Annotated in this window: 13 protein-coding genes; 11 read left to right on the top strand and 2 right to left on the bottom strand. The window is 70.9% G+C overall.

What is annotated here, in order from left to right:
* Positions 1-315: 315 nt before the first annotated feature.
* The 6 genes from OG897_RS29145 to OG897_RS29120 all read left to right on the top strand — a co-directional run bounded on the left by OG897_RS29145 (position 316) and on the right by OG897_RS29120 (position 8,464).
* Positions 316-3,009 carry an AAA family ATPase gene (locus OG897_RS29145; RefSeq protein ID WP_266662479.1) on the top strand — a complete coding sequence of 898 codons (2,694 nt, stop codon included), beginning with the start codon at positions 316-318 and terminating at the stop codon, positions 3,007-3,009.
* A gap of 107 nt (positions 3,010-3,116) precedes the next feature.
* Entirely contained in the window at positions 3,117-4,607 is a 1,491-nt protein-coding gene (locus OG897_RS29140; protein WP_266661348.1) for a hypothetical protein, read from the top strand.
* A 255-nt stretch (positions 4,608-4,862) separates the two neighbouring features.
* A complete protein-coding gene (gene merB, locus OG897_RS29135; protein WP_266661346.1) occupies positions 4,863-5,486 on the top strand; it encodes an organomercurial lyase in 624 nt (207 codons plus the stop codon).
* A gap of 170 nt (positions 5,487-5,656) precedes the next feature.
* The gene (locus OG897_RS29130) at positions 5,657-6,361 is read left to right on the top strand and encodes a hypothetical protein (protein WP_266661344.1); all 705 of its coding nucleotides are present in this window, start codon (positions 5,657-5,659) and stop codon (positions 6,359-6,361) included.
* 85 nt (positions 6,362-6,446) lie between these two features.
* Entirely contained in the window at positions 6,447-7,214 is a 768-nt protein-coding gene (locus tag OG897_RS29125; protein WP_266661342.1) for an SDR family NAD(P)-dependent oxidoreductase, read from the top strand.
* Between the two features lie 194 nt (positions 7,215-7,408).
* A complete protein-coding gene (locus OG897_RS29120; RefSeq protein ID WP_266661340.1) occupies positions 7,409-8,464 on the top strand; it encodes a hypothetical protein in 1,056 nt (351 codons plus the stop codon).
* 414 nt (positions 8,465-8,878) lie between these two features.
* On the opposite strand, the gene OG897_RS29115 is transcribed toward OG897_RS29120, so the two are convergent.
* A complete protein-coding gene (locus OG897_RS29115) occupies positions 8,879-9,004 on the bottom strand; it encodes a hypothetical protein (protein ID WP_266661338.1) in 126 nt (41 codons plus the stop codon).
* An 80-nt stretch (positions 9,005-9,084) separates the two neighbouring features.
* Here OG897_RS29115 and OG897_RS29110 point away from each other — a divergent pair, with 80 nt between their 5' ends.
* The 5 genes from OG897_RS29110 (at position 9,085) to OG897_RS29090 (ending at position 14,704) form a co-directional block, all read left to right on the top strand.
* Complete coding sequence (locus OG897_RS29110) at positions 9,085-11,397, top strand: molybdopterin-dependent oxidoreductase (RefSeq protein ID WP_266661336.1); 2,313 nt, start codon at positions 9,085-9,087, stop codon at positions 11,395-11,397.
* A gap of 60 nt (positions 11,398-11,457) precedes the next feature.
* Entirely contained in the window at positions 11,458-12,009 is a 552-nt protein-coding gene (locus tag OG897_RS29105; protein WP_266661334.1) for an EF-hand domain-containing protein, read from the top strand.
* 228 nt (positions 12,010-12,237) lie between these two features.
* The gene (locus OG897_RS29100; protein ID WP_266661332.1) at positions 12,238-13,023 is read left to right on the top strand and encodes a DUF4389 domain-containing protein; all 786 of its coding nucleotides are present in this window, start codon (positions 12,238-12,240) and stop codon (positions 13,021-13,023) included.
* 420 nt (positions 13,024-13,443) lie between these two features.
* The gene (locus OG897_RS29095; protein WP_266661329.1) at positions 13,444-13,863 is read left to right on the top strand and encodes a tyrosinase cofactor; all 420 of its coding nucleotides are present in this window, start codon (positions 13,444-13,446) and stop codon (positions 13,861-13,863) included.
* 16 nt (positions 13,864-13,879) lie between these two features.
* A complete protein-coding gene (locus tag OG897_RS29090; RefSeq protein ID WP_266661327.1) occupies positions 13,880-14,704 on the top strand; it encodes a tyrosinase family protein in 825 nt (274 codons plus the stop codon).
* 59 nt (positions 14,705-14,763) lie between these two features.
* Here OG897_RS29090 and OG897_RS29085 read toward each other — a convergent pair whose 3' ends face one another.
* The gene (locus tag OG897_RS29085) at positions 14,764-14,958 is read right to left on the bottom strand and encodes a hypothetical protein (protein WP_266661325.1); all 195 of its coding nucleotides are present in this window, start codon (positions 14,956-14,958) and stop codon (positions 14,764-14,766) included.
* Positions 14,959-15,060: the final 102 nt, after the last annotated feature.

Raw genomic sequence — 15,060 nt, 5'->3', positions numbered from 1 at the left:
GCTTCCGTACTGCTCGCCGATGTCCCCTCCTGCCCGGCAGGGGGAGCCGATCGGCCCGTGCGGTGATCACTGTGGCGGGAACGGGCGCACGGCGGATCGGTCATCGGATCTGTCACCGTGACCGGGATCGGCGGCCAATGCCCCACGGCATGACCGGGCATGACCGGGCGTGACGGGCTGTGATCGGGTGTGCGGACACAAGAGCGTGCAACGCCCCATACCGGGTGCCAAAGTTTCGCGTTGTGGACAGCGCCCGCGACTCTCTGTTGTGCTCTCGTCAAGAATTCAACCTGTTCCCGTATCATCGCCGCGGTGATGATCGGAAGAATGACGGAGCTGGACGCGGTGCGCCGCGTCCTCTCCCGGGCGTCGGAGGGCGCCGGTGGCGGCCTCCTGTTCGTCGGGGAGCCAGGCTCGGGCAAGACGACACTCCTGGACCGGGCCGCGCACCTGGCGGAGGGCATGACCGTCCTCGACTGCCGAGGGGCCCTCGCCGAGAGCCATCTGCCCTACTCGGGTCTGCACGAGCTCCTGTGGCCGCACACCGCGGAACTGCACCGGCTGCCCCCGGCCGGGCGGGCCGCACTGGAGTGCGCGCTCGGCGTCGAGACCGGGCGCGCGGAGCGCTACCTCGTCGCCACCGCCCTGTTCCGACTGCTCACCCTCCTCGCCGAAGACCGTCCCGTCCTGCTGCTCGTCGACGACCTCCAGTGGCTCGACAGCGACTCGCGCGACGCGCTGCTGTTCGCCGTGCGGCGGCTGCGCGCCCACCCGGTGGCCGCCGTCCTCTCCACCCGCCCCGGCATGCACCACCTCGCCGGGCACACGGGCCTGGAGCACGCCGCCCTCGCCCCGCTCACCGACGCCGAGGCACGCGACGTCGTGGCCCGCCACCTGCCCGACGCCGACCCGGCGACCGTGGAGCATGTCCTGCGCGTCTCCCGGGGCAACCCCCTCGCTCTGCTCGAAACCGCGAAGGCGGCGGCCCCGCACTCCGCGTCGCGTCCCCTTCCGGTGGGCCAGGTGTTCTCCCATGAAGTACGCCAACTGTCCACCGTCGCCCAGGACATGCTGCTCCTCGCGGCGGCCGGACAGCACGAGCCCCTGGAGACCCTCCTGAAGGCGGCCGCCCGCCTGGGCCTCGATGCGCGCGGCCTCGACGAGGCGTTCACCGCGGGGGTGCTGCGCTTCGACCGGGGCCGCACCGAGTTCCGCCACCCGCTGCTCCAGCAGACCGTGTACGAGGAGGCCAGTCCGGTCCGCCGGATGCTCACCCACCAGGCGCTCGCCGAAGTCGCCACGGCGGAGCGGCGGGTGTGGCACCGGGCGGCCGTCCTCACCGACCCGGACGACGACGTCGCCACCGCCCTGCACGAGCACGCCGCACGGTGCCTGGAGCGCGGCGCCCCGCACGCGGCGTCCCAGGCCCTGACGCGTGCCGCCGAACTCTCCACCGAGCCCGCCGACCGGTCGCTGCGCCTGGCGAAGGCGGCGCACACCGCGTGGCTCGCGGGCGACGCCCGCCAGGTGCGCGAACTGCTGTCCCGCATCGACCCGGCTCCGGCCCCGGCTCCCGTACGCGGCCGGGTGCTCGCCCTGCGCGCGCTGCTGGAGTACTTCACCGGCTCGGCGGAGCGGGCCGCCCGCCTCGCCGTCGAAGCGGGCCTGCTGCTGGCTCCCACCGACCCGGAGTACGCGGCGGGGGCGCTGCATCTGGCCGTGCGCGCCCTGTGGTCGCACGGCGACTTCGCGGGCATCGCCGCCCTCACGGACGGTCTCCCCTCCTTCGCCGGGCGCGAGGACCTGACCGCCGAGCTGACCCAGCGCATCCGGCTGAGCCTGAACTCCGTGCCCGTACCGGCGTCCCGCGACGACTGGCCGCGCACGCAGTTGCAGCGCCCCCCGCAGCACGGCGGGTTCGACCTGGGCCCGGTCCCCTCGCACCACGCGGTGTCCACGGACACCGAGGACCTGGCGGCCGACTCCTACCACAGCCGCGCAGGACAGCTGCGCCGCTCGGGCGCGACCCAGGCCCAACTGCCCGAGGTCCTCACCGAGTTGGCCGCCACCGAGATCCTCTCCGGGCACTGGCAGCAGGCCGGGGAACATCTGCGGGAGTCCCTCCAGCTGTCCCAGGAACACGGCCTCGTGGTCCTCCAGGCGGCCAACGAGATCAGCCTCGGCTGGCTCGCCGCCCTGCGCGGCGACGAGGACGACGCCCGCCACCGCGTCGACACCGGCCTGCGTCTCCTCTCCCCCCACCCGCGCGTCTTCATGACCGCCCTCGCGCACACCGCCCTCGGCCTGCTCGAACTCGGCCTGGGCCGCCCCTCGCAGGCCCTCGACCACTGGCTCCCGGTGCTCGCCGACAAGGGCCCCGCGGCCCACCCGCCCACGGCGGCGCTGGTCGCGGCGGACGTCGCGGAGGCGGCGGAGATGAGCGGACGCGTCGACGAGGTACGCGCCTTCTGTGCCGCCTACGCGGCCCACGCCGACCGCAGCGGCACGCACCCGGGCACTGCCCGGGTCACCGCCCACCGCATCAAGGGCCTCCTCGCCGAGGACCAGGAGGTCGCCCTCGCCCACCTCTCGCTGGCGGTCGAGGCCGAAGCGGGCCGCACCCCGCACCGCCCCTTCAACCTGGCCCGCGCACACCTCCTGCACGGCGAGTGCCTGCGCCGACTGCGCCGCAGGTCCGAGGCGCGTACGGCACTGGAAGCGGCCCGTACGATCTTCCGCTCCCTCGGCGCGACCCCCTGGGAGTCCCGCGCCGAACGCGAACTCGCCCACGGCCACCCCTCCGCCGCTCCCCCCAGAACGCGTCTGGGCCTGACGCACCAGGACAGCCGCCACGCGGCCCGTGGCCACACCAACAAGGAGATAGCCGCCCGTCTGCACCTGAGCCCCCGGACGGTCGGCTACCACCTCTCCAACGCGTACGCGAAACTCGCCGTGACCAGCCGCTCCCAGCTCCGCCACATCCCGGCACTGGTGACGCCTGAGCCCTGACCCACGGCCTCTCCGGTGCCGGGCCGGTTTCCGTCACGGCGCGCCGAGCCTCTACCTTGAGTTCCGACGGACTGCACAAGTCGCTCTGAAACCAACGGAGTTGAGCCATGGCATCAGATCCGGCGGACACGGTCTCCGCCAGCGGAGTCGGCTTCGGGGACTACTATCGGGCGCACGTGGGGCCGCTCGTCGCCCTGTCGCTGCTGCGGGGCGCGGACCTCGTGGAGGCGGCGCGGCTCGCCCAGGACGCCATGACGGTTGCCCGCCGGTGGACGGACCTGCTGGACGAGAACGCGGCGGGGACCGTGAAGGACGCCAGGACCCCCGTGGTGACCGCTCAGGCGCTGCGGTCCTGGACGTGCCGGATGACCGTCGGCGGCGGCTGCGGGGTGCTCCGCCCGGTGCGCGGGACGGTGCCCGCCCTGCTGGGGCAGGGCAGCGCCGACGCCCTGGTGCAGGCCCGTATCGTGGTGGCGCTCGCCCCGCTGACAGAGCTGAACGAGCGCCAACTCGACGTCACGGCCTTCCGGTTGGCGGGCTGTGCGCCGGGAGCGATCGGGTACGAGCTGGGCCTGTCGATGCGGAAGGTGCACCGCACCCTGCGCCACGTCGACCAGCTGCTCGCAGCGGAATCAGCAATTCTGCGGGCCGGAAGGGCCGAGGGGACCACAGGGGCGGACGTCAGGCTCGCGGAACTGCTGGGCGAGCTGACTGCCGCACTGGATCCCGTACTCGACCTGCGGGCGGGGCTGGACGAGGTGTGCGGCTCCGCGAGTACGGCCCAGGTGTACGACTCCGCGAGTACGAGTACGGAAAATACCACCGCCCATCGCGCCCCCCTGGCGCCACTGTGGAACCTCGGCTCCACGCTTCCCGTGCCGCCCTTCGGCGCACCGGTGCCGCACTCGTTCGCCGAGCCCACGCCGTCCGGGGTACGGGCGTACGCGGCCGGTCTCGCCCGGTGCGACGCGCAGGACCGCGCGGCTGCCCTCGGCGGGTTCCCCTGGGCCGAGCTGGCAGCCGTACGTATCGGAGCGGTGCTCGCTCTCCAGGTGGAGCGGTTCCGGCGGGAGGCCGAGAGGTCCGGGACCCGGGCCACCAGGGGCGAGTTCCCGACGGAGGACGCCCGGGCGTTCGCGGTCGCACTGGCACAGGACGCCGCGCTCGCCGCGCCGACGTTCGACGCGGTGAAGGACCTCGACGTCCCGCGCCGCGTCGGCTTCCTTGCGGCGAGCCTCGCCCATGACGACCCCTGGACGAACGAGGTCTCCTACGACGGGATCGAAGCCTCCCTCGCCCTGGCCCAGTTCCGGCGAGCGGCGGTGCGGGCGGCGCTGCGCGCGTCGGACCGGCCGGGCGAGGTCCCCTCCCCCGGGCCCGGCGGCTCGCTCACCGAGGCCCTCACCCAGTCCCTGCGCGACACCCACCGGATACTCCTCCAGCTCGACGAACTGAACAGGGACCTCTCGCGCGCCGAGTCGACCCTGCCGGACGGCTACTACGTCGACATGACCCGGGACTTCGACCTCCACCAGAGCTTCCACGCGGACCTGGCCCTGGGTATCGACGCGGTGCGCAAGGCCCTGTCGCAGCCCTGAGGGTCGCTGGTGGACCAGCGGCACAAGGTGACTGGGCGCCCGGTGCGGGCCGGGCCCATGCGTCAGGACACGTCGAACACCAGCCACTTCCCGTCGCAGTGCTCCTCGCCGTGGGAGGTGTGGTTCGGTACTCGGGCAGCTCGGCGTCGTCGGTCCGCGCTTCGCGTCGAGCCGGAACACGGTGCCCACGCCCTGCTCGCCGAGCCGTTCCAGGTCCCCTAGGCTGAAAAGCACGGATCGCCCGAAAGGACCGAAATGCCGCATGCCCGCGTTCAGCAGCTGTCCGACCAACTGGTGGCCAAGTGGACCTCGCCCCAGGGCGTTGAACTCATGGCGGCGGGTGCCAAGGTGGTGGCCGGCCTTCTCGAACACGGCCCGCTCACCCCGCAGGAGGCCGCACGGCTGCTGGGCTGGCCCGCCGACCAGGTCCTGGACCGCTTCCACGCCATGAACTTCGGCCTGGAGACCGACCCGGACGGCCGCATCACCGGGGCTGGCGTTTCCCTCAACGACCGCCACCCGCACACCATGGAGCTCCACGGACGCCGTCTCTTCGGCTGGTGCGCCATGGACGTCCTGATGTTCCCCGTTGTCTTCAAGGAGCGCGCGAGTACGGTCACTTCGCGCTGCCCCACCACCCGTGAGCCGATCTCCCTCACCGTCACCCCCGACGGCACTCGCGATGTCAGCCCCTCCACGGCCGCCGTCACCCTCGCACCCGCCACCGGCGCCGACATCCGCGAAGTCTTCTGCAACCGGGTCAACTTCTACGGCACGGCGCAGCTCGCCGAGCAGGTAGCAGCCCAGGACCCCGACCTGGCCGTATGCAGCGTCGACACGGCCTGGACCGTCGGCAAGCGCCTGGCCGATCTCTTCTGATCATCCGGTCCGCCCTGTCGGCAGGATCACAGCGCGCATGACGGGAATCAGGCGTGCGGCGGGGAGCGCGCCGCCACAATGAGGGCCGGAGCCGGTGCCCTCAAGCGCTCGGGGGAGCCGTCGTGATCTGCGGCGGGAGGGAATCCGCCCTCCCGGAAGTGGAGTTGGACGTGCCGAGAGTCATCAGCCCGAGGCGTGGAGTCATCGCCTCTTCGGTTGCCGTCGTCCTGCTGGCGGGCTGCACCAGCGAGCCGCCGCCGCTGGAGTTCGGGACGGCGAAACCCTCCGGGCCTCGGCTCGACGCACAGCCCCCGAAGGGGGGTTCACTGCCGTTGGCGCAGTGGCCGGACGCCTGCGCAGTCCTCCTGGAGGAGGAGATCCGGGCGATTCTGCCGCAGGCGAAGGACTTCGAGCGGGACCCCATCAAGGTCTCCGTCCTCAACTTCAACCCGCTCGCCACGTCCGCCCCGGGAACCACGGGTGACGTGCCCAAGGGCGGCTGCGAGACCGAGTTCGGCCTTCCGGCCAAGTATGTGAGCAAGCAGAACAGCAGGATCACCATCGTCTTTCAGGGGCTCGCCGACCCCGCACTCGTGGCTGAGGGATACGCGAAGGATCGCGCGTACGAGGTGAAACACGGTACGAAGGGAGCCGAGAAGTTCCAGGACCTCGGGGCCTCGCTCGGGCCGACGGGCTGCTTCACCAAGGCGCCCGGAGCGCTGGTCTGCCATCAGGGGCCGTACGAGTTCGAGGTGGACGGTTCGTCGACCGCCGACGGTGTGGGCGAGTACACCGAGTCCCGCAAGAACTGGCGGGAGAAGGTCCTGGTCCCTGTCGTCCGTACGCTGAGTGCCCGCATGCCCGCCGGATCCTGACCTCCAGCTGTGCGGTCCTGTGCGTGCTGCGACCGTACGCCGAGCTGAGCGGAGGCGTCCCTGGGACGTACGCGATACTCACGGGATGACCCATGGAATGCTGGCCGGCAAGGCCGTAATGATCACAGGCGCGTCGAGCGGGATCGGGGCGTCCGCCGCCCGTCTGTTCGCTTCGGAAGGCGCGGCGGTGCTGCTGATGGCCCGCCGCGAGGGGGCGCTGAAGCAACTCGCCCAGGAGATAACCGCAGCGGGCGGCCGGGCGGCGATCAGCGCGGGCGACGTCGCGGTGCCCGAGGACGTGCAGCGCGCCGTGGACGCCACGCGCGAGAACTTCGGTGCCCTGGACGCCGCCTTCAACAACGCGGGCTACGCCGGTGAGGAGTTCCTGCCGCTCCACCAGCTCGGCGACGACACGTTCGACCGCACGATGGACGTCAACGTGCGCGGCACCTGGAACTGCCTGCGCTCCCAGATCCCGGTGATGCTCGAAGCCGGGAAGGGAGCGATCGTCAACACCGCCAGTACCGCCGCCATGGTCGCCACGGGCGCGCCCGTGCCCTACGTCGCCGCGAAGCACGCGGTGCTCGGCATGACGAAGGCCGCTGCGGCCGAGTACGCCAACCAGGGCATCCGGATCAACGCGCTCGTCGTCGGCACGACGCGGACGGAAATGATCGCTCAGGCGGTCGAGGCGCGGCCCGAGTTCGAGGAGGCATTCGTCGCGCGGCAGATGCAGAAGCGTATGGCCGACCCGGTCGAGATCGCCCAGGCCGCCCTGTGGCTGTGCAGCGACCTCTCCTCGTTCTCCACCGGAACGGCACTGGCCGTCGACGGAGGACTGACCTCGAACTGACGAGGAGCGCTCGCGGGTCCCGGGCCGAGGTCCCGGGCCGAGAGGGAACGACCGAGGCCGCCGCTCCGACCACCGGCCGCATCCGCACGCCTCCCCCGCACCTCTCCCCCGCGTCTCCGAAACCGGACGGTGTTCGATCGCGTCCTGAACCTCGATACGCTCGGTCGCCGTACCGCACGGACACGGGGGACAGCATGCATCAGCCGCTCTATACGGAACGGTCGTGGAATCCGCTGGCGCGGACCGTCGAACTGACGGAGGAGGGCCTGCTTCGCGGCGGCAGGATCACGCCGCTGAGCGAGCTCAACCTGGCGGCCATGGCGGAGGCGTTCCGCCGCGGCCAGTGGCTCGGCGGCGGTGGCACGGAGCGACCGCTGGAGCGGCTGGCCGAGGGCAGCGGTGTCGTCCCGGTCACCCGGGTCACCGGGACGACGGCCCCCGTGCGGGTGCGCCAGGCCGCGGCGTTCGCCCGGGCGCTCGGCGAGTTGGCCGTACGGTGCTGCGGCGGGCCCGCGCGGCTGGACGTCCTGGCCGGGCAGGCGCGCGGGGAAGGGGTGCCGCTGTGGATCGCGCGGCGGTACGCGCATGGTCCCGCCGGGCCGGTGGGCGTGGCGGTGGACCGCCGGCTGGTGCGCGTGGACGTCTGGGGGCCGGGAGCTCCCGCCGTACGGATACGGGCGCCGCACGGTTGCGTGAGCAGCACCGCCGACCGGGCGCAGGGGCTGCGGATGACCGTCGGCGACGTACCGGCTGTTCTGGTCCTGGCGAAGAAGATGCGCAAGTCGAAGAGCTACGTACAGGCGCGACTCCCCCAGGGCGTATGGGAGTTGTGGCGGGCGAACCGTACGAGCTCGTGGTTGCTGCGGGACGGGCAGCGGGTCGCCCTGATCCAGCGGCCCCCGCGCCGCCCGGTCCTGGACCCCGGCTCGGTGCTGCTGCCCCTGGCGGCCGTGCGCTACGAGAGCGCGGACCCGCTGGACGCCGTCATGGCCCAGACCTTCGCGGTGGCTCTCGGCCTGGGCGACACCACGGGCACGGCCCGCTTCCGCATCCGGCGCACGGGCTCCGACGAACCGATCGCCACGGACGTCGACTGGGACCGCACCTGGTTCAGCAACCTAGGCAGCGGCAGCGACGACAACGAGTCGGGCGGCTCGGACGGCTGGGGCTCCGACGGAGGAGACGGCGGCAGCGGCGGGGGCGACAGCGGGGGCGGAGACGGTGGGGGCAGTGGAGGCGGGGGCGACTAGGCCGTCTCAGCTGGTTCTTGACGGCTGGGCCCCGCTGCCGGAGCGCGCGCCGGGACGGCATCGCGGACTCGAGGCGCCCGATGCGCTGGAGCAGCACCCCGGTGGGCTCCCCCGCCGCGTGCGCGTACCCGGCGATGCTGAGCAGATCGGACCGCAGGCCCGGGAACCGGGTGGTGATCAGAGCTCCTTGGCAGACGGCCCCGGCCTGCACGAGCTCCGCCTCGCGCTCTGGCCCGGCGGGCAGCTTCAGGCCCCGGTCCACGCGGGAACGGGCGTCGGCCAGCATGGTGCGGACCATGGGAACGGGGCGAAGGCATCCGCCTCATCGGGCTCGGGCGGCTCCTGTTCGAGGGGCTGTGGTTCCTCCGCCGGCGGGGCGGACCCCTGCGTCTGCTCGGACCGTGAGCCGTCCGGCTACACCAGGAGCTTGCTGAAGCTGAAGCCGTACGGAACCGGCGCCTGCCCGTCGGACCACGCGGCGGACGCGGAAGCGCCACCGTCGGCCGCACCCCACTGCGACCGCGCCGGGACCGTCGGCACCCAGGCACGCGTAGCGGGCCCCACCCGCACGCGGGGTTGAGCAGCAGGCCGCAGGGGAAACCTCAGCAGGGAGTTGATGCATGGTGGAACGGCGCATGTCGGTGGCGACCCACTGGGGCAGCTTTGTCGCGGTGGTCGATTCCGGTCGGTTGGTACGCATCGAGCCGAGGGGCGATGACCCCGCGCCCTCACCCATCGGCCCCGGGATGGTGACAGCCGCCAACGACAGCGCCCGCGTGTTGCGCCCCGCAGTGCGCAAGGGCTGGCTGAACGGCCTGCCGCGCGCTCACGACACGGCCAGGGGCGCGGACGCGTTCGTGGAGGTGAGCTGGGACGACGCGCTCACGCTGGTGAGTGACGAGCTGCGTCGAGTACGTTCACAGCACGGAGACAGCGCGGTGTTCGGCGGGTCCTACGGCTGGGCGAGTGCGGGCGCGTTCCACAACGCGCAGGGTCAACTCCACCGGTTCCTGGCGTTGGGCGGGGGATACACCGACTCTCGCAACACGTACAGCACCGCCGCCTTGGAGGTCATCCTCCCCCACGTGATCGGCGGTCATCCGTGGAGCTACCAGTCCCGGATGCCGATGTGGGACGAGATCGCCGAGAGCTGCGAGCTCGTGGTGGCGTTCGGTGGGCTGGCCCTCAAGAACAGCCAGATCAACCCTGGCGGGCTGGCCAGACACCAGACGCAGAACCTGCAACGCCGGTGCCGCGAGGCGGGGGTGCGGTTCGTGAACGTCAGCCCCATCCGCAGCGACACCGCAGGCTTCCTCGACGCGGAGTGGCTGCCCGTCGTCCCCAACACCGACACCGCCGCGATGCTCGGTATCGCCCACACCATGCTGGTCAACGGGTGGCACGACGAGGACTTCCTCCGCCGTTGCTGCGTCGGCTTCGACCGCTTCGCCTCCTACCTGACAGGCGAGATCGACGGCGTCCCCAAGGACGCCGCCTGGGCAGCGAGGATCACGGGCATCAGCCGTGACACGATCACCGACCTCGCTCGCCGCCTGACCACGCGACGTTCGCTCATCATGGTCAACTACGCGGTGCAACGGGCAGACCACGGCGAACAGCCGATCTGGATGTCCGTCGTGCTGGCCGCCATGGCGGGCTCGATGGGACGGCCGGGCTGTGGCTGGGGCGCGGGTTACGCGACGATGGACGCGACCGGCGTCGCCCCCGGCCGGCCCTCCGTGGCTGCGATTCCCCAGGTTCCCAACCCCGTTCCGGACTTCATCCCGGTCGCCAGGATCGCCGACACCCTGCTGCATCCGGGGAAGACCATCGACTACGACGGCCGGCGCCTCACGCTGCCCGAGCTTCGCCTGGTCTATTGGTGCGGAGGCAACCCGTTCCACCACCACCAGGATCTCCACCGGCTGTCCCGCGCCTGGCAGACCCCGGACACGGTGGTGGTGCACGAAGCCTGGTGGAACACCACGGCCAAGTTCGCGGACATCGTCCTCCCCGTCGCCACCAGCCTGGAGCGTGACGACTTCGCCGCCGGATTCTCCGATCCCCACCTGGTCGCGATGCCGAAGGTCCGCGAGCCGGAGGGCGCGTCACGTACCGACCACCTGATCTTCGCCGCCCTGGCCTCCCGGCTCGGATACGAGCAGGAGTTCACGGAGTCGCGTTCCGAGGCCGCATGGGTCCGGCACCTCTATGAGCAGACGAGGGCCGAGCTGGGCGACGATGCCGCCCTGCCCGGCTTCGACGACTTCTGGCGCGACACCACCGCCGCGCTGCCGACGTTGACCGGGCCCTTTCCCGGCAGCTTCGAGGCGCTGCGTACAGATCCGCGGCGTTTCCCCCTGCCGACGCCGTCGGGCCGGATCGAGATCTTCTCCGAGGAGATCGACTCGTTCGGCTACGACGACTGCGCCGGGAATCCGACGTGGTTCGAACCGGCGGAGTGGCTCGGTGCTGATCTGTCCGGCCGTTTCCCGCTGCACCTGATCTCGAATCAGCCCGCCTCGCGCCTGCACAGTCAGTACGACAACGGTGGCCACAGCCTCAGTTCGAAGATCCGTGGCCGTGAGCCCGTGACGCTCAACCCGTCGGACGCCGCGTCGCGCGGCATCGAGGACGGCATGATCGTACGTGTCCACAACGACCGGGGCAGTTGTCTGGCGGGCGCGGTCCTGTCGGAGGACGTCATGCCCGGCGTCGTGCAGCTGTCCACGGGAGCCTGGTGGGATCCGGTCCAGCCGGGCCTGAGCGGAACTCTGGACCGCCACGGCAACCCGAACGCTCTCACGGCGGATCGGCCGTGCTCGCGCCTGTCCCAGGGGCCGAGCGCTCTCAGTGCGCTGGTCGACGTCGAGTTGCACACCGATCCCCTTCCCGATGTGCTCGCCTTCGCGCCACCGGACCTCGAACACTGACGCGAAGGCGCTTCACCCGCCGTTTGCGCCTGCGTAACCGCATGAATACTGTGCGCATTTGTGACTGCACTTCAAGACCTCAAGTACGGCCAGTGGTTCAAGGGCGCCGACGTCGACGGCGACGGGTTCATCACCCAGCAGGACGTCCGGATGATGAGCGAGCGCTACATCGCCGCCCGAGGCGCCGCGCCGGACTCCACGACCTCCCGCCAGCTCTCCGAGGGGATGGACGGGTTCTGGATGAACGTGATCGCCCCGATGGATCAGGACGGTGACGGGAAGGTCGATCTGCGGGAGATGACCGAAGGCTTCAGGCGGGTCCTGACCGATCCCGCCCTGTACCCGGAACAGATCGCGCCGGTGACCGACCGCTTCTTCGACCTCGTCGATCTCAACGGAGACGGCAAGATCGACCAGGCGGAGTTCCAGCAGATGTTCGACTCGGTCGCCGGCGTTCCCGGCGAGGACTGCGCCTCGGTCTTCGCCGCCTTGGACCGGGACGGCTCCGGCGCACTGGACCGCGCCGAGTTCCACCAGGCGATCACGGAGTTCTTCTACGGCGACGATCCGGACGCCCCCGCCAACCACCTCTTCGGCAGGATCACCGGCTGACGGGGCCGCACACGGCGCCTCACCAAGTCCCGTCGCCCGAGGCCGCACGGACAGCCCTCACGCCGCGCACCAAGACCGTCGTCCGGTTCACCCGCACGGCAGATCGGGCCTCTTTCCCCTCATTGGGCTCGCTCGCCCCCTGTCCGCCGTCGGGCTCTTCCGCCGCGCGGACATGGCGGAATGAGCGCAGCATGGGCGTGGTTGGCAGTTCCTCGTTGGGGAGTGCTCATGGCGACAGACCAAAACCCACGGCCCGCAAGCGGTGATGAGGGCGGCGGCGAGTGGCTGCCGGTTCTGGATGTGCCTGCTCCCGGGCGGCAGCGGCGTTGGACGGTACTGCTGCGCTGGCTGTTGCTGGTACCGCAGTTCATCGTGGTCGGGGTGTTGGGGGTCGCGGCGTTCTTCGTCACGATCGTGGGCTGGTTCGCCGCCCTGTTCGCGGGGCGGCTGCCGGACGGCGTCTTCCGGTTCCTCGGCTCCGTCCTCGCGTACAGGACCCGGGTCAACGCGAGTGCGACGCTCCTCGTGGACCGGTATCCGCCCTTCTCCTTCGCGGCCACCGGCTATCCGGTGCAGATCCAGGTGCGGCCCACTCCGCTGAATCGTGCCGCGGTGTTCTTCCGGTTGGTCCTGATGATCCCTGCGGTGATCATCGGCGGTCTCCTGCAGAGCGGCTGGGCTGCGGTCAGTTGGGTGTTCTGGCTCGTCACTCTCGTTCTGGGGCGTCTGCCCGCACCGCTGTACGCCGCGACGGCCGCTGTTGCGCGGTACACGCTGCGGCTCAACGCGTACGTCTCCCTGCTCACCCCGGCCTATCCCCAGAAGTTGTTCGGCGACGCCCCCGCCCCGACGAAGGAAGCGGCGGCGTCCGGGACGCGGCCCCTGGTGCTCGACACCACGGGCAGGGTTCTCCTCGTCCTGTTCCTGCTCCTCGGCCTGGCCGGGCACATCGTCAACGCCACCACCGACTACCGGTCCGACGACAGCGGTTCGACGGTCATCTCCACACCCTGACCGCCTGGTGCGGGCGGGGACCGCCCCGGAGGGCATCCGCGTGCAGCCGTTGGAGCGGGCAGGTGCCGGTGGGCCCACGTGATCACCTGGCCGGGCAGCCCGGTGGGCGAGGGGGTGGACAGCCTTCTGTTTTCGGACATGTTCCTGCCCTGCGCGTGCGGTACGGGGAGTACGGATTTCCGAAGGATCTTCACGGGAGAGCCATATTCACAGGGGAATCTCCTCTTCCGGGTGGAGCGGGCACATGCCGACAGTGAGATCGAAGACGGTAGCGACCTCCCGGCCCGTTGCGACATGTCCGTATGACGGCCACCCGGACGGGCGCCCCTACCGCGGATGATCACCCTCCGTGTAGTCATGGCCAAAGCGGCTCCGCCGAGTCCAGGACCGCCACCGCCATGTACCTAGGGGTTATCTGTCATGTCCGGAATCACCCGTCGTCAGGCCGTGAAGGCCGCCACAGGAGCTGCCTCAGGCGTGGCTCTCGTCTGTGCGGCCACCTCCTGGGCGGCCAACGCGTCGACCAAGAACACCAGCGAGGCCGCCCCGCCCAACAGGAGCGGCGATCCCCAGTCGTTCGACGAGGTCTTCCAGGGCCGTCGTATCCAGGGCCGGCCGGCCGGCGGGTCCGGCGCCCGGATGTCCGAGCACGCCGGACACGGTGGTGGCTACCGGGTCCTGATAGACGGCCGGGAACTCCATGTGATGCACCACGAGAAGAGCGGCTGGAGCAGCGCGATCAACCACTACGAGAGGTTCGCGACCCCACTCGACGCGGCACGCACCGCGGTCGTCTCCCTCAAGGGCGCCTTCGTCGTCCCCTTCAACCCCACCGCCTGAGCCGGGAGCTGCCGTCATGACCGTACGCAAGAACCAGGCGAACCTCACGTCGTCCGAGAAGAAGGCGTTCGTCGACGCCGTACTGGAGGTCAAACGCATCGGCGTGTACGACGAGTTCGTCGCCGCCCACCGCCTCCGCTTCGCGCTGGACATGAACACCGGGGTCTACGTGGGCCACTTCGGCCCGTCGTTCCTGCCCTGGCACCGCAAGTTCCTCATTGACTTCGAGAACGAACTCCAGAAGATCGACCCGTCGGTGTCGATCCCCTACTGGGACTGGACCGCCGACAACACCGTCGCCTCCTCGGTCTGGGGTCCTGACCTCCTCGGCGGCACCGGACGCCCCCTGGACGACCAGGTGATGGACGGCCCCTTCGCGTACTCCGCAGGCAAATGGCCGATCACGATCCAGGTCGACAGCCGCCCTTTCCTCGCCCGCAATCTGGCCTACCGCGTCCCCACGCTCCCGAGCAGGGCCGAGGTCGACGCCGCCCTCGCCCTCCCCACCTACGACTCCGCGCCCTGGCGCGACGGCTCGGCGGGCTTCCGCGCCACGCTCGAAGGCTCGGCGGGATACATGAGCATGCACAACCGGGTGCACACCTGGGTCTGGGGGCAGATGGAGACGAGCGTCTCCCCGAACGACCCGGTGTTCTGGTTGCACCACGCGTTCGTCGACAAGCTCTGGGCCGACTGGCACGCGCTGCATCCGACCAGCGCCAAGTACCTCCCCGCCGGAGGAACGGCCGATGTGATCGATCTGAACGACGCCATGCCGCCCTGGACCGACACGACCCCGCAGAGCATGCTGGACCACACTCCCTTCTACACCTACGCATGAGCCTTCTCGCCGCCGCTCTGTGATCACCAGGAGACCTGTGCCTTCGCCAGTCCTGGAAGTCAGGCGGTGCACAGGGTCGCGGCGGGGCGACGCCCCGCCGCGAACACGGCCGACGCGTGCGCCGCGCTCGCACCCGGGCAGGCGGTAACGCGCTGATCCCGCAGCGCGCGCCGGGTGCGGAGGGGGCTGCGCTTCCGCCGGACGACGAGCGCGTCCTGGCGGCCATGCAGCCATGCGAACTGGGCCGTGCCCACTTCGTACACCGTGGCCGGTGCTTCCCTGCCGCACCCCGTCCGCCCCACGAATCGTCAACCGTGCACGCCGTCTTGTCTGTTGACACGGCCACTGGAACAGTG

Source organism: Streptomyces sp. NBC_00237 (assembly GCF_026342435.1).
Taxonomy (GTDB): domain Bacteria; phylum Actinomycetota; class Actinomycetes; order Streptomycetales; family Streptomycetaceae; genus Streptomyces.
This window is presented reverse-complemented; position numbering and strand designations above follow the sequence as displayed.